The 15,433-nt window shown below is 59.3% G+C and carries 13 protein-coding genes and 2 pseudogenes; 10 read left to right on the top strand and 5 right to left on the bottom strand.

Translation table 11 applies throughout. The annotated features are described in order from the left end of the window. The first annotated feature begins 76 nt into the window (after window positions 1-76). A pseudogene (locus ACIQU2_RS26540) lies at window positions 77-872 on the top strand (LysR substrate-binding domain-containing protein). A 10-nt stretch (window positions 873-882) separates the two neighbouring features. Here ACIQU2_RS26540 and ACIQU2_RS26535 read toward each other — a convergent pair. Further along, window positions 883-990 (bottom strand): annotated as a pseudogene (locus ACIQU2_RS26535) (transmembrane sensor/regulator PpyR); the annotation flags it as partial. Window positions 991-1,110: 120 nt separating this feature from the next. Here ACIQU2_RS26535 and ACIQU2_RS26530 point away from each other — a divergent pair. From ACIQU2_RS26530 to ACIQU2_RS26520, 3 genes are all read left to right on the top strand, one after another. Then, the gene (locus ACIQU2_RS26530; RefSeq protein WP_347805590.1) at window positions 1,111-1,614 is read left to right on the top strand and encodes a VOC family protein; all 504 of its coding nucleotides are present in this window, start codon (window positions 1,111-1,113) and stop codon (window positions 1,612-1,614) included. 35 nt (window positions 1,615-1,649) lie between these two features. Beyond that, window positions 1,650-2,483, top strand: coding sequence for an AraC family transcriptional regulator (locus ACIQU2_RS26525; protein WP_347805589.1), 834 nt, complete (start codon window positions 1,650-1,652; stop codon window positions 2,481-2,483). A gap of 235 nt (window positions 2,484-2,718) precedes the next feature. Next, complete coding sequence (locus ACIQU2_RS26520; protein WP_403145137.1) at window positions 2,719-6,384, top strand: hypothetical protein; 3,666 nt, start codon at window positions 2,719-2,721, stop codon at window positions 6,382-6,384. Window positions 6,385-6,394: 10 nt separating this feature from the next. Here ACIQU2_RS26520 and ACIQU2_RS26515 read toward each other — a convergent pair whose 3' ends face one another. Beyond that, window positions 6,395-6,982 (bottom strand): LysE family translocator, encoded by a 588-nt coding sequence (locus ACIQU2_RS26515; RefSeq protein ID WP_403145134.1) that lies wholly within the window; start codon window positions 6,980-6,982, stop codon window positions 6,395-6,397. A 170-nt stretch (window positions 6,983-7,152) separates the two neighbouring features. Between ACIQU2_RS26515 and ACIQU2_RS26510 the strand changes: the two genes are divergently transcribed. From ACIQU2_RS26510 to ACIQU2_RS26490, 5 genes are all read left to right on the top strand, one after another. Then, a complete protein-coding gene (locus ACIQU2_RS26510) occupies window positions 7,153-7,773 on the top strand; it encodes a LysE family translocator (protein ID WP_403145132.1) in 621 nt (206 codons plus the stop codon). A gap of 73 nt (window positions 7,774-7,846) precedes the next feature. Beyond that, window positions 7,847-8,887: an EamA family transporter gene (locus ACIQU2_RS26505; RefSeq protein ID WP_403145130.1), complete on the top strand. Its 1,041-nt coding sequence runs from the start codon at window positions 7,847-7,849 to the stop codon at window positions 8,885-8,887. An 80-nt stretch (window positions 8,888-8,967) separates the two neighbouring features. After that, a complete protein-coding gene (locus ACIQU2_RS26500; RefSeq protein ID WP_403145128.1) occupies window positions 8,968-10,050 on the top strand; it encodes a bifunctional transcriptional activator/DNA repair enzyme AdaA in 1,083 nt (360 codons plus the stop codon). Between the two features lie 42 nt (window positions 10,051-10,092). Then, a complete protein-coding gene (locus ACIQU2_RS26495; RefSeq protein WP_403145126.1) occupies window positions 10,093-10,905 on the top strand; it encodes an isocitrate lyase/phosphoenolpyruvate mutase family protein in 813 nt (270 codons plus the stop codon). A gap of 4 nt (window positions 10,906-10,909) precedes the next feature. Beyond that, window positions 10,910-11,560 carry a DNA-3-methyladenine glycosylase gene (locus tag ACIQU2_RS26490; RefSeq protein ID WP_347805582.1) on the top strand — a complete coding sequence of 217 codons (651 nt, stop codon included), beginning with the start codon at window positions 10,910-10,912 and terminating at the stop codon, window positions 11,558-11,560. Here the strand turns inward: ACIQU2_RS26490 and ACIQU2_RS26485 are convergent. The 3 genes from ACIQU2_RS26485 to ACIQU2_RS26475 form a co-directional block, all read right to left on the bottom strand. Further along, entirely contained in the window at window positions 11,535-12,632 is a 1,098-nt protein-coding gene (locus tag ACIQU2_RS26485; protein WP_347805581.1) for an extracellular solute-binding protein, read from the bottom strand. The genes ACIQU2_RS26490 and ACIQU2_RS26485 overlap by 26 nt on opposite strands. A gap of 2 nt (window positions 12,633-12,634) precedes the next feature. After that, complete coding sequence (gene aguA, locus ACIQU2_RS26480) at window positions 12,635-13,759, bottom strand: agmatine deiminase (protein ID WP_403145124.1); 1,125 nt, start codon at window positions 13,757-13,759, stop codon at window positions 12,635-12,637. A gap of 100 nt (window positions 13,760-13,859) precedes the next feature. Next, on the bottom strand, window positions 13,860-14,744 hold the full coding sequence (locus ACIQU2_RS26475) for a LysR substrate-binding domain-containing protein (RefSeq protein ID WP_033054579.1): 885 nt from the start codon (window positions 14,742-14,744) through the stop codon (window positions 13,860-13,862). 278 nt (window positions 14,745-15,022) lie between these two features. On the opposite strand from ACIQU2_RS26475, the gene ACIQU2_RS26470 reads away from it, so the two are divergent. Continuing rightward, entirely contained in the window at window positions 15,023-15,427 is a 405-nt protein-coding gene (locus ACIQU2_RS26470) for a PaaI family thioesterase (protein WP_347805538.1), read from the top strand. Window positions 15,428-15,433 lie beyond the last annotated feature (6 nt).

Below are 15,433 nucleotides of genomic sequence, written 5' to 3'. Positions count from 1 at the left end.
GTACGCAGGAACATTGGTTGGAAAAATGCCCTCGTGTTACAAGCACTATGAAACGCTCTTTCATAATGGCGCCGATATGAATCAGCACCGGCGTGCTGCTGTTTCAGCGCACCACGCGCCGAGTGGCACTGACCGAAGCCGGCGCCAGTCTGTTTGCCCGCTTGCGTCCGGCGGCCAGTGAAATCGATGAAGCCCTGGCGGTGCTCAGCGGTTTCCGTGATCAGCCCATGGGCACGCTGCGACTCACGGCACCGCGATTGTCCGGGGCCTTGTTGATGGGGCCGCTGATTCCGCTGTTCCGCGAGGCCTACCCGCAAGTCACTCTCGATATTTCCCTGGACGAGGCCACGGTTGACCTGATGGCCGGCGGCTTTGATGCCGGGATTCGCCTGGGAGAGTCGATTGAAAAAGACATGATCGCGGTGCGCCTGTCACCTGACCTGCAATGGACGGTGGTGGGCTCCCCGGCGTACTTCGCCAAGGCTGGCAAACCTGCCATCCCGGAAGACCTGACCCGACACGAATGCATTGGCTTTCGCTTCTCGACCTCCGGCAGCGCGCATCGCTGGGAGTTTCGCCGCGAGGGTCGGGACTTCACCGTGGGCGTCGAGGGCGGCGTGATCGTCAATGACCGCAGGTTGTTGGTGGCGGCTGCACGCAGCGGTTCAGGCCTGGCCTATGCCTGTGATCTGGAGATAGCCGACGAGTTGGCGGATGGACGTCTGGAAAGGGTGCTGCAACCCTTTGTGCCACTCAGCTCGGCGTTGTACCTGTACTTCCCCAGCCGCACCCAGACACCGCCAAAACTGCGGGCCTTTATTGATTTGGCCACCCGGTGGATCGCTGAAAAAGGAGGGCTGGGCCGTCGCTGAGCCGTCGCCTTCAGGCCACAGCGCCGACCAGATTTTTACCCAGCCGATGCTGCGCCAGAAGACGCATCACGTAGCCGATTTTGAGCAAGGTCGGCCCGATGATGGTCATCGCATGCATCATATCGACTCCAGCGAATGCAAATCTACAGACCCACTTGTCGATCTACGGTCCAGCCAATCGACTGCAGGCTGACTACGCTGAAAGTCCAGCCTGAGTAATCCGTAGAGGAGCGACACCATGCACCGCGTTCAAAAACTCACGCCCTGCCTGTGGTTTGACAATCAGGCCGAGGAGGCCGCGAAGCTCTACTGTGCGATCTTCGATCATTCGAAAATCAGCGCCACCACCCACTACGGCAAGGCCGGTCAGGAGATTCACGGCAGGCCCGAAGGCTCGGTGATGACGGTCAGTTTCGAACTGGACGGACAGAGTTTTACCGGCCTCAACGGCGGTCCCATCTTCACGTTCAATGAAGCGGTTTCATTTCAGGTCAATTGCCATACTCAGGAAGAAGTCGACCACTTCTGGGGGCGTCTGTCCGCGGGCGGACCCGTTGAGGCCCAGCAATGCGGCTGGCTCAAGGACAAATTCGGCGTGTCCTGGCAGATCGTACCGGTGGTCCTGATGGACATGATGAAAGACCCTGACACGGCAAAATCACAACGCGCCATGGCGGCGATGTTGCAGATGAAAAAACTCGACATCGCAGCGCTGCAACGAGCCTTTAACGGCGAGAGCTAATACACTTCGACGCTGACCTGCCGAGGACGCTGACCATGAAGCCCGCCGCTGCCAAAGACGCTGACAAAGCCCCGCGCTTCTGGCGCGACGACGCCCTGCCCTTCATCGAAGCCCGCTCCATCGCCGACGGCCGCGAGGTCTGCTACACCCGGCATTCTCATGAGCACTTTTCCATCGGTGCGATCACGGCCGGGCGCAGTACCTACCTCCACGAGCAATCGGAGTTTCAGGTCAGTGCCGGCACCGTGGTGCTGATGAACCCCGGTGATGTCCACGCCTGCAATCCCATCGATGACCAGCCGTGGTCGTACCTGATGCTGTACGTCGAGACACCCTGGCTGACCGATTTGCAGCACCAGTTCGGTTTCAGCCAGGACTTGGCGTTTCGCCGATTTTCCATCACCCACACTCACGACAGCGACCTGTTTGTCGGCCTGAAGGGTTTGTACGACGTGCTGGTCGATGCGCAGCAAGACGTGTTGCGCAAGCAAAGCGCGGCCGTGGAGTTTTTCACCGACGTGCAGCAGCGGCTCAATCCGATTGATCAACCGCTGCGCGAGCCCAATTTCAAACTGGAACGGGCGGCCGATTACATCCGCGACAACTGCACGCAAATGCTCAAGCTCGAAGACATTTGCGAGGCGGCTCAGCTATCGCCGTCCTACTTGATCCGTGCGTTCAAACAGCATTACGGCATGACGCCCCACGCGTTTGTGCTCAACCAGCGAATCCAGTTCGCCCGGGAGCGGTTGCGTAGCGGCAAATTGATTGCCGATGTGGCACTTGAAGCCGGGTTTGCCGATCAGGCGCATTTTCAACGGGTATTTAAACAGCATTTGGCGGCGACACCGGGGCAATATCGGAGTTGACATCAGCCGTCATCAATAAAAGAACCCGCGGCAAACTTTCGCATATACATACTGCAACACATCGCCCCCCTAAGGTATTTGGCACGCCACCCGACACCTTGCTCACCCCACGTCTGTTTTATACATATATGGACATATAGCTAAAACAACAACGCGCATCAGTTCAATTAGCGTAATGGGTAAGTTCCCGCCAACCAGGAAACTTACTCACTCACTCGAAGATGGAACTTAAATCATGCAATTGCAAGAACAGGCCAACCTGACTTCCGGCGATGAACGCCAACGAATGGCGATTACCGAAGCGCTCACCAACGCCATGGGGGATGAGTTATTTCACCAGGCCTTGGCGTGGCCGTGGGATCGACTGGCCGTTTCCTGCGTGCCCAACTCCGCCTTCCATGAAGTTCATCACAGCAGCGCCTTTCTTTTGTCGCGAATGATTCGACAGCCCGACTTCATGAACATCCGCGCCGAACAATTTATCCGCGAACACGCCACTTTTCATGTTGACCAAGAAGGCCGTCTTTATTACGTCCGGGAAGACATCAGCTCTTTCGGTCGCTCTGGCGATGTAGCTGAACAGGCCACCAACCGCTTCTTCGCGCGCGTCGACATCACCTCTCATATTACCGGCGTTGCCGAGTTCAAACAGAATCTGGCGTTACTGGCAAAGATGGCCAGACTCATGGGCGGCTTCATATCTTCCAATGATCGAATTGCCGTTGGCCAATGGCTGCGTTTTCACAACTTGCCACTGCCCACCGATGAAGAAAGTACCAAAGCGCTGATTGACCTGCTCAACTTCGCCGTTATTCCGGACCTGCCGGACACGGGTAACTACTGGGAGCTGCTGGACGCTCCAGAGGATTCGCCCTTCGAGTTAACCAAGAGCAAACGCGCGATTATTCGTGACATCACCGCGCAACTGACCGGCAACGAAATGCCGTTGGCCGAATACTTTGGCGCATCGCTGGTGATGGAAAACGCAGGATCGGACAAGCAGCCGCAGGGCCTCGAGTACCGCTTGCAACGGCTGATCAGCGACGCGCGCCTGCTGGATGAAACCGGGCAAAACTACATTGATGCGCTGGGTTGGTTCACCGACGAGTCAGGCCCCAAGGCGTCGAAACAATTTGTCGATCAGTTGCTGATCGCCGCCATGCTGCTGGACCTCGATCCCGAGGTAGACACGGCCAACACGACGTTTGCAGGGTTCAACCTTTACTCCTCAGCCCAGGTTCAGCGCCGGCCTTGCGATGTCCGCAACGACCTGGAAGCGCATCTGATTCAGCGCTTCAAGCTCAATAAACTCATCGCCCCCCTGGTGGCAGAACTGGCATTGGCGGGTATGGCACCGGAGTATCTGGTGCGCGAACTACCCCCGTCGTTGAAGCTCGGGACCCCGGGCTGGGTCATCCTCTGCCAAGCCGTGGGCCTGGCCGAAAGCATTGTTCCCGGTTGCTCCCGGCGCATGACCTATGAACACTTGCTGGGCTTTAGCCCGATCTCGGGGCTCACCCCGCAACTCAATGATTTGCACGCCACGGCGGGGATTGACCCGGTCGTTACGTGGGCATTGATGAATGGACTGATCCAACGCGACGCTGACGGCAACCTGAGCCTCGAAACGATCAATAAAGGCATCGAGGCCTATAACGAGCATGTCGAGACGCTGTCTACCGCGCTTGACGCGATCAACAAGCCAATTCCCCGGCGCAAAGCCCTCGCATTGAAAGAGCTGACATCGTACGTACCGGCCTGCGACCCTCATGAACGGCTGGTCAAACAGCGGGGCTCCGGTGGCGGTGGCGCAAGCAAAGTGTCGGTGTTGGACTTGTACATGAGCGACCAACTTCAAACGCAAGACTGGGGGCGTATCAGGGGCCGCGATATTTATCAGGAATTTCCCAGGCTCAAGCAGCTGTACCCGGTTGCCGACCTATATGAAACAGCCGTGCACAATCACTACAACCAACTGATATCCGGCCTGTCGACCACGATTCGCTATGTGTTTTCACAGTTGGAGAAATCCGACAAAAGATTTATCGAACATGGGCGATTGGCTATCTACCGTGTAGAAGCCTACAAACAGCATATTTACTTAGGATCAATACCCGAGGCGACACGGGAGCGAACGGGCCGTTACGGCGTGATTATTTGTGCGGAATATCAAGGCACGCTGGTTCGCTGCTTCGAGCTGTTCCCGTTGCGCTCTGAATGCCGGAGCACGCCGGAACTCAGGGAGAAAGTCGGTCAATACTTGTTTACTTATGAACAGGACGGCACACGGGGCAACTTTGTCAAAGACAACGGCCTTCTGGATGCGCCACTGGATCTGGATGCCTACTTTAAAAACGCTGCGCCGCGCAGTGATACGACGTCTTCGGTATTCGTGCGCAAGATAGGTGAATTCGACAGTGCGTCGCACCCGACCCACTCCAATAAACCGATGGCTTACTTCAACGCCGAGCGCATAAAAGCCATCAGCGACCTGATCGCTGAGCAGCATCCCTTCCTGACCGAAAGTGAACTGGCGGACATGGGCCGTGACAGCACGGAACAGGAACTGGCGGCGGAAAAGTTCGATGTCATCTTTAATACGCTGTTGAATTTGATCATTCCGTTCAAGGAATGCATCGAAGGTTTGTCTTCCGGTGTTCCGGCCAGGCAGCGGGGCGCGATCGCCAGTTGCGTGATGGACGCGGCGGTTGTTGCCTTTGTCTTTGCCAGCGTGCCGGCACAAGTGGGCAAGGCCGTTGGAAAGAGCGCGTCATTGGCCACAAAATTGTTGTCCGCCTCCCGGATTGGCACGCGCACCGTCGTTTCCCTGTTGAACCCGCTGGACGGAATACCGACCCTGATCAAGGGCGGTGTAAAACTGATTGGCAGAGGCGCGATAAAACTCGCCGGCCATACTGCCGCTGCGGCGCATATCGTCAGGGTGCAGCTGTATCGCCTGACAGGCGCCCATTCCTACAACCTGCTGCGCGCCCTCGACCACACCGGTGCGGCCGCGCGGATCCGCATGAGCCTCGACACCGTAGCGCATGCGCGAGCGCTGTTTAAAAGCGATGGGCTCGAAACCGCTGAACATGTGCTCAAGCACCTGCAAGCCGATGATGCAAAGTTGCTCAAGAACGTTCCCCAAACGGAGCTTCAGCATTTGTTTGAAGGCTCGTTGACCGACCTCGCACGCCAGTCTGACACCGCTCAATCGCTGAAGAAGGTCCTGGGTTCGGACGTTGTCGATTCGTTGATACGCCAGCAAGCGCAAAAGTTTTCCCTGGATAACCTGCGACAGTTCAAGGATCACACGACACTGCCGGAGCTGTTCAACGACCTTGTGGAGGTGGAGTACAAAAACCTGACGGCCATGAATCAACATCAAAAAACATTGCTCGCTTCGGACCTTGGCAAAGCACCCTACAGCGGCTTTCTCGACGATGTGTCCTTTAACCCGGGCCCCTTGACCGACAACGCTGATCGAGCCGCTGCCTGGATTCTCAAAGCGTCGAGCTCTCGAAACGAGGTTGATAACATCAGGACCTTGCTTCGCGAGTTCAGCGGTAATGGCAAGTCCCTGACCGACCCTGCCGTTTACAAAGAACTGCATCGGCGTCTGGTGCCCGAAGCTACAGATGCCTTGCGCAGCCCTACTGCTCAAGCGCGTTACCCGTCCAACGTTTCGGGCGCAGCGATGCTGGAAAAACACCTGGCAGCCCTGGATTCGGCTCATGAGCACTTCGGTAAACAGATGCTGGGTGCATTCCTGGGCTACCACAGTTTTGTCGACGGAAATGGCCGCACGGCGCGCGCCATCTATGCCATCACGGAACTGCGAGCCAATCGGTTCAACGCCCTGCCGCTACCGGTAGAAAATGCACTGAGCGGTCTGGGTTGATGCGCAGCGCCTAAGCCCGGATCAAATATCCCGCGCACACCACCAAGAGCAACGCCATGCTTCGGTTAAACAACCGCATGCCTTTGGCGTTGCTCAAATACCCACGTAAAAACGTCCCGGCATAGACCCAACAGCCGACCGACACGTAGCAAACCACCAGATACACCGCGGCAAACTGCCAGACCAGCCGCGCCTCGCCATCCGCCACAAAAGCGCCCATGCCCGCCACACAGGCCAGCCAGGCTTTCGGGTTGAGCCATTGCATGACCGCGCCGTACAACATCGACGGCGCACGGCCTGACTCCTTCGCATCGAGATGCCCATTGTCGGCGGCCAACTTGAAGGCCATGTACAACAGGAACGCCACACCCGCCCATTGCACCACCTGCGTCAGCGCTGGCCATCGTTGCAACACTTCATACAGCCCTAATCCCATCAATACCAACAACACGACGAAACCCAGCGTCGCCCCGGCCACATGCCGTTGACTGGCGCGAAAACCAAATTGCGCGCCGGAACTCAACGCCACGATATTCACCGGCCCTGGGGTTATCGAGGCCACCAGTGCAAACGCCGCCATCGAGATAATCAGACTCATCACAGACCTTCTTCAATTCAGTTGAATGAGGCCTCAAGGTAAAGAGCGACCTGATGGCTGTATTGAACAAAACACCCCTCAGCTGTACCGCGACCGATGTCCACCACTGTATGGGTCAAGCCACCCCACGCCTGTGATAAAAATACCGCTCCTGCTTTTGGAGCCCCGCCATGGACCTCGCCACCCTCACCCTCTTTCTTCCGGCCTGCTTCGCCCTGAACATGGCGCCCGGGCCGAACAACCTGTTGTCGGTCAGCAACTCGACCCGCTACGGCTATCGCATCGCCTGTGTCGCCGGGATCGGTCGACTGCTCGCGTTCGCCGGCATGATCGCCCTCGCGTCGGCGGGGCTGGCGGTGGTGCTGCAAACGTCGGAGTTGTTGTTCTACGGGATCAAGATTCTGGGGGCGGCGTATCTGCTCTACCTCGCCTGGCAATTGTGGCGCGCCGATTCCGGGGCGGAAAACGTGGTGGCGGGCGCGCCGGTGGGGATGCTGGCGTTGGCGCGGCAGGAGTTCCTGGTGGCGGCCGGTAATCCGAAAGCGATCCTGATCTTCACCGCGTTTCTGCCCCAGTTCGTCGACTCGACCCAAGCCGTATCGCCGCAATTCGCCGTGTTGGGCGCGTTGTTCCTGGTGCTGGAATGGATCGCCATCGGTGCCTACGCCTACATGGGCCTGCATATGCGCCGCTGGTTCGCCGACCCCCGGGGCAAGCGGCTATTCAATCGTTGCTGCGCGGGATTGTTGTCGGCGGCGGCTTCGGTGTTGCTGATGGCGCGCCGGGCCTGAGGTTATGGATTGACTGGACGCAACGCAGGTTCAAACTGCGTTTGATCCCGTATCAATACCCAACGAGCCTTGAATGAACCTGAACGTTGTCTACGCCCTTGGTGCTGCCGCTCTTTTTGGCGCGAGTACGCCATTGGCCAAATTGCTGGGCTTGAACCTTTCGCCGATCCTTTTGGCCGGGTTGTTGTACCTGGGCAGCGGTCTGGGCCTGACGCTCGTCAGACTTTTGCGCGACCGAGGCTGGCAGCCCAGCGGCCTGAAATCGTCGGAGTGGCCATGGCTGATCGGCGCCATCGCTTTTGGCGGCGTGCTCGGGCCGGTGGCGCTGATGTTCGGTTTGACCCTGACCGCCGGCGCCACGGCCTCGCTGATGCTCAACCTCGAATCGGTATTGACCGCCGTCCTGGCCTGGGTGGTATTCAAGGAGAACGCTGACCGGCGCATCGTCGCCGGAATGCTGGCAATCGTCGCCGGTGGCTTACTGCTTGCGTGGCCCCAGAACCCGGCGCAGTCACAGGGCTGGATCGGACCGTTGGCGGTAGCACTGGCCTGCGTGTGCTGGGCGATCGATAACAACCTGACGCGCAAGGTATCGGCCTCGGATGCGCTGTTTATTGCCGGCATCAAGGGGTTGGTCGCCGGGTCGGTGAACTGCGCTCTGGCGCTGTTGCTCGGCGCAAAACTGCCGCACATGACGGTGCTGGGGCCTACGTTGATCGTCGGTTTCCTGGGGTATGGCATCAGCCTGGTGTTGTTCGTTCTGGCACTCCGAGGCCTGGGCACTGCGCGTACCGGCGCCTACTTTTCCACGGCACCTTTCCTCGGCGCGGCAATCGCCATCCTGCTGCTGGATGAACCCGTCACGCTGACCTTTTGGGCCGCTTCGCTGTTGATGGGCCTTGGGGTATGGATTCACCTCAAGGAACGTCATGCCCACGAGCATCAACATGAGGCGCTCAAGCATGCTCATCGCCATGCGCATGACGAGCATCATCAACATGAGCACTCGTTTCAGTGGGACGGAACCGAGCCTCACAGTCACGAACATGAACACACGCCGCTGCGCCACAGTCATCCACATTTTCCGGACATCCATCACCGACATAACCATTAGGCAGCCTTCATGACGAATGACTGGAATTCTCTGTCGATTTTCCGGTGGAGGCGTTGGGCGACGCGTCTTATGCTCACTCCATGAACCTACAAAACGCTTTGCTTCCGCCCCACGCCGAGATGGTTCGCGCCATGCTCGAACGAGACACCGCCTACGAGGGGGTGTTCTTTACCGCGGTCAAAACCACCGGCATCTTCTGTCGCCCCAGTTGCACGGCGCGCAAACCGAAACCGGAGAACGTCGAGTTCTTCGCCCATGCCGATGAGTGCATGTCCGCGGGCTATCGCGCCTGTCTGCGCTGCAAACCACTGGACGCGGCGGCCATCGCCCCGGACTGGGTGCAGAAGCTGCTCAAATCGGTGGATGCCGACTCCGAGCAGCGCTGGACCGATACCCGACTGCTGGCCGAGGGCATCGAACCGCTGAAACTGCGCCGCTGGTTCAAGCAGCATTTCGGCATGACCTTTCACGCCTGGCTGCGCACCCGACGCCTGGGCATGGCGTTGGGCGGGATCAAACAGGGCAACTCCATCGACAATGCGGCGTTCGACTCGGGTTACGAATCCCTGAGCGGGTTTCGCGATGCGTTTCAAAAGTCCTTCAACATCACGCCCGGCCGCGCCGCCAACAGCGAGCCACTGCTGTTCACTCGCCTGACCACACCGCTGGGGCCGATGATCGCCATGGCCGAACGACGTGGGCTGGTGCTGCTGGAGTTTCTTGATCGGCCAGCGCTGACCAAGGAAGTCGAAGAATTGCAGAATCGATACGGCTATGCCGTCGCGCCAGGACATAACGCGCATTTGCAGCAGATTGAAGCCGAACTGACGCAGTATTTCGCCGGCAAACTCACTGACTTCAACGTTCCACTACACTTGCCTGGCAGCGATTTCGCCCGGCAGGTCTGGGCCGAACTGGCGAAGATCCCGTACGGCCAGACCAGCACCTACGGCGCCATTGCGGCGTTGTTGGGCAAGCCCGGCGCCAGTCGCGCCGTGGGCCTGGCCAACGGGCATAACCGTCTTTCGATTGTTGTGCCCTGTCACCGGGTGATCGGCGCAGACGGCTCGCTGACCGGCTATGGTGGAGGACAACCACGCAAGGCGTTCTTGCTAAGGCTGGAAAAAGCGGCAGTGCAAATCACGCAACCACTCGCATTCTGATTACTTGCAGGCTTCTCAAAAAGTCATAAGGAAGGACATTCGATGGACACGCTCGACAATCAATTTCACCAGCTGCACCAGGACGGCCTGCTGATTCTCACCAACGTCGCCGATGCCGCTGGGGCGCGAATCGTGGAGCAACTGGGCAGCAAAGCCGTTGCCACCAGCAGCGCGGCGGTGGCCTGGGCTCACGGTTATCCGGATGGCAATGCCCTGCCCCTTGAGCGCCTGATATCAACGGTCGAGTCCATCGCCCGAGTGATCTCGCTGCCGTTGACCGTGGACATCGAGGCCGGTTATTCCGATGACCTGACGCGGGTGGCCGATCTCATCGATGCGGTGATTGGCGCCGGGGCCGTCGGGATCAATATCGAGGACGGTGCGTCCCCGCCCGAGCTGCTGGTGCGCAAGATCGAAATCGCTCGGCAGGTTGCCAGTCGCCGAAATGTGAAGCTGTTCATCAATGCCCGGACCGATGTGTACCTCAAGAGCCTGGTGCCCGCCGAAGATCGCGTGGCCGAGACGCTCAAGCGCGCCGCGCTGTATCAGGCGGCCGGTGCCGATGGTTTGTTCGCGGCTGGCGTCACCGCCGAGTACGAGATCGCTGCGCTCTGCCAGGGCACCACGCTGCCGGTGAACGTGCTCGGACTCCCCGGATTGCCATCGCCCGAAGAGCTGAAAGCGCTCGGCGTACGCCGTTTGAGCGCGGGTTCACGCATCGCCGAGTTTCTTTACGGCGCCATGAGCGCACTGGCCAAGAGCTTTCTGGAAACAGGGACACTCGACAGCCGTGATCTCAAGGCCTTCACCTATGGCGAAGTGAACGCCCTGTTGGCGCCGTCCGGGAAAGCTTGACCCCATGCCCGACGCCTATCTGCCCGCCACCGAGTTTCTCTCGTCCATCGATGAGGACTGGCGCCGCCACATCGCCGCCATCGGCCCTTGCCTGCATCAGCCCCATGCGGCTCGCGATCCTTATGAGTCGCTGGTGCGGGCGATTGCCTACCAGCAACTGCATGCGAAGGCCGGGGATGCGATTGTCGGTCGGCTACTGGCGTTGTTTGGGACGGGCGCGTTCCCGAGGCCTGAACAGATAGTCGCGACTGAGTTCGATCAACTGCGCAGTTGCGGGTTTTCCGCGAGCAAGATCGCGACCATTCAGGGCATTGCCCAAGCGGCGCTGGACGGTGTGGTGCCGGATTACGCTGAGGCAGTGGCGATGGATGATGAAGCGTTGATCGAACGCTTGATCACCCTGCGTGGGGTTGGGCGCTGGACGGTTGAGATGTTGCTGATCTACAGCCTGGAACGGCCGGATATTTTGCCGGCCGATGATTTCGGGGTGCGAGAGGGATATCGGCGGATGAAGGGGTTGGAGGTACAGCCCAATCGCAAGCAGATGATTGAGATCGGGCTGGGGTGGCGTCCGTTTCGGACGGTGGCGGCGTGGTATTTGTGGCGTGTTCCAAAGCTGCCTGTTCCAGTCATAACCCCGACTTCAAACGACTGAACGCCCGAATCAACGCCCGGTTAAACGCCTTGCCATTGTCATTCTTGCTATACAACGAAGCCCTCACCTCAGCCGACGGATACGTCCCCGGGTCATTGCGAATCGCAGGATCAATCAACCCGTCCGCCGCCGTAATCGCATTGGCGTAATGGATGGTATCCGTGATTGGCGCAATCACCTCCGGCGTCATCAGATAATCCATCAACGCCAGTCCTGCCTGCGGGTGCGGCGCATCCTTGGGAATGACCATCGCGTCAAACCAGATCAACGTGCCCTCCTTCGGTATCCGATAACTCAGCTTGAACGGCTTGTTCGCAGCGTCGGCCTGTCCGGCGGCGATGGCCACGTTGCCGTTCCACGACATGGCGACGCAGGTGTTGCCGTTGGCGAGGTCGCTGATGTTCAGGTCGTTGTCAAAGTAGCGGATGTAGGGCCGAATCTTGGCCAGTTGCTGCTCGGCCCGTTTCAGGTCATCGAGGTTCTGACGGTTGATGTCCAGCCCCATGTACTTCATGACCGCGGCGAAAACTTCGTTGGGATCGTTGAGCAAACTCACCCCGCAATCGGCAAATTTCGACACCACCGCCGGGTCGAACAGCATGGCCCAACTGTCTCTTGGTGCGTCGGGCAGGCGCTGCTTGATCGCCTCTTCCTGATAGCCGACGCCAGTGGTGCCCCAGGCGTAGATCCCGGCGTAGCGATTGCCCGGATCGAACACCGCCATGTGCTGGCGGAACTCGTCACCCACGCCGGCAAAATGCGGCAGTTGTTGCGGGTTCAGGGTTTGAATCGCACCGCTCTGGATCGCCCGGGATAAATGCTGCCCCGCGGTCAGCACCAGGTCATAGCCGCTACGGCCGGTGAGCAGTTTGGTCTCGACGGTTTCCAGGGAGTCGAAGTGGTCGGCCACCACGTGAATGCCGGTTTTCTTCTCGAAATTGCTCAGGGTGTCCGGGGCCAGGTACTCGCCCCAGATGTACAGATTGACCACCGGTTTGGCGGTGTCGGCGGCCTGCACACACAGGGGTGCGAGCACCAGCAGTAATGCTTGAGTCAGTTTGTGCAGGCCCATGATCAGACTCCCTTTTTGTTGCAGGCATTGCCTGCGTACTGCGGCATGGTGATGCACGCGACGTTACCGCCGCCGAGGAGGATTTCCCTGGAGTTTTCGATACCGACGATTTTGTGTTGCGGGAACAGTTCGGCGAGGGTCGCCTGTGCGGCCTGATCGTTGCGATCACCAAACAAAGGCACCACGATCGAGGAATTGCCGGCGTAATAGTTGATATACGAGGCGCAGATTTTCGTCCCGGCCTGACGGGTGAGAGTGCTGTCTTGCTGATCCAGGCCTTCGGCTTCCTCGGCGGTCCATTCCAGCACATCCGGTTGCGGCAGCTTGTGCACTTTCAGCTCGCGGCCACGGCTGTCGCGGGTGCTGCGCAGAATGTCGTAGGCCTCCTGGTAGATTTCCCATTGCGGATCATCGCGATTGTCGGTCCATTGCAGCACCACTTCACCGGGGCGCACGAAGCAGGCGAGATCGTCGACATGGCCGTCGGTTTCGTCGAATTTGCAGCCACGTGGCAGCCAGATTATTTGCTCGGCGCCGAGGTAATCGGTCAATCGCCGGGTGACTTCTTCCTTGCCCAAATGCTGGTTGCGATTGCGGTTGAGCAGGCATTGTTCGGTGGTGAGAATGCTGCCCTGGCCGTCGCTCTGGATACCGCCCAGTTCGGCAATCAGCGGCGCGCGGTAGCGGTCGAACCGTTCGATTTCGAGGATTTTACTGGCGATCTGATCGTCCTTGTCCCACGGGTAATAGAGGCCGCCGTCGAGGCCGCCGTATGCGTTGAACTCGAAATCCACGCCGCGTACCTCACCGCTGTCGTCGTTGACCACAAAGCACGGGCCACTGTCACGGAACCAGGTGTCGTTGCAGGTCATTTCCACCACCCGCACTTGAGGCGGCAATTGGCGGCGAGCGGTGGCGAATTGCGCGGCGGAGGCGCACACGGTGACCGGTTCGCTGCGGGAGATGGCGGTGACGATTTGCACCCAGACTTTCTGCGCAGGCTTGGCGCCATTGCGCCAGACGTCGGTGCGCTCCGGCCAGCCGAGCCAGCAGCCGGACTTGGTTTCGAACTCGCCGGGCAAACGGAAACCATCAAGTTTGGGGGTGGAGTCGAGCAAACGTGCCATGGTCAAACCTCATCAGCGGGGATTGGAATGACCACAGGCTACGGTCGCCGGCGCCCTCCTCGCCAACGATGATTATTTCGGAATACTTGAATTCAACTCATCAATCGATCAGCTGATCATTGAACCATTCCAGCATCTGCGCCACTGCGGGGCGCTCCAGCCTCACTCGCTCACACACCAGCGCGTATTGGCCGAGTGCCGTCATGCTTGAAGTGAACGGCCGGACCAGACGACCGCTGAGCAAATCCTCCTGCGCGGTCAAGTTATCGCCCATGGCCACACCCTGGCCTTGAGCCGCCGCTTCCAGCGCCAAACCGGCGTGGGCGAAATACAGCTGCCGTTCGGGGCGCTGATCACCGGCATGGCTGGTGAGCCAGGCGGTCCAGGTCTTGCCGTCCTGATCGTCGTGCAGCAGGCAGTGACGCGCCAGATCCTTTGGGGTTTTCAAGGTGCCCTGGTTGAACAGGCCGGGGCTGCACACCGGGAAGAACTGCAATGCCGGCAAGGGCCTGACGAAGTACGCGCTGCTGTCCACCGGGCCGGTACCGTAAGTGATCGCAAGGTCGATGTCTTCGCCCGGCGCCGTGGCATCGATCGGTTGTTCGTAGAGGTGCAAGGTGATGTGCGGATAGCGCGCGTAGAAATCCGTCAGGCGACTCATCAACCACTTTTGCGCCAGCTCGGCAGTTACCGCCAGGCGCAACACCGCCAGCGATGACGGGTCACGCAGTTCATCACAGGCATCGCCGATCAGTTCGAAGGCCTGCTGCAAACTTTGCATCAGGCGTCCGGCGGCCATCGTCGGGCGAATCTGCCGGCCTTCACGGATGAACAACGTCACGCCCAATTGCTCTTCGAGCTGGCGAATCTGGTGGCTGACCGCGCTGTCGGTGACGCACAACTCCGCCGCTGCCCGGCCGAAATGGGCGTGACGGGCGGCGCATTCGAAGGTTCTGAGTGCGGCCAGAGAAGGCAGTCGTCGCATGAGTTCAGCCCCAGTGATGAAGGCGCTCATGCTGCCTTGGTCATTTGCGGGCGTCCAGCGGGACCGCGTTATCGTTCATCGCGAGCAAGCTCGCTCCCACATTTGATCTAAGTCGTTCACAGAGTTTGTGTTCACAGGAGATCCCCTGTGGGAGCGAGCTTGCTCGCGATGACGACGGCACATTCACCACAAATCCAACGCCCCATCACCCTCCCTTATCCACCATGACTTCCCCCGAAACCCGGCGCATGTTGACCCCTCAATCGGAGGGATTCGCCATGCTCAACGCACTCAAACAGATCAACTCAACCTCAGCATTTAACCGCTGGGCCGGTTTCGAAGTCACTCGCGCCGAGAGCGGCGAAGCCGAGCTCACGATGGCTTTTCGCGAGAGCGATATGGCGCAGTACGCAGGCTTCCTGCACGCAGGACTGATCGGCGCGCTGCTCGACACAGCCTGCGGATTCGCAGCCGGAACGGTCGCCGGCAACGTACTGGCTTCACATTTTTCAGTGAACTGCCTGGCACCCGCCATCGGCGAAGTGTTCATCGCTCGGGGTCAGGTGGTGAAGGCTGGCAAGAAGCAAGTGTTCGCCCGCGCCGATCTGTTCGCGCAAACCGGCGATCAACTGAAACTGGTGGCGACCGGCGATGCGATTCTCGTACCGGTCGAGGGGCGCTGAAGGTCT

The sequence above is a fragment of the Pseudomonas sp. NPDC098740 genome (assembly GCF_044760065.1).
GTDB classification, from domain to species: Bacteria; Pseudomonadota; Gammaproteobacteria; order Pseudomonadales; family Pseudomonadaceae; genus Aquipseudomonas; species Aquipseudomonas rossensis.
Note: the sequence above shows the minus strand (reverse complement) of the source record. Positions and strands in the feature narration are given on the sequence as shown.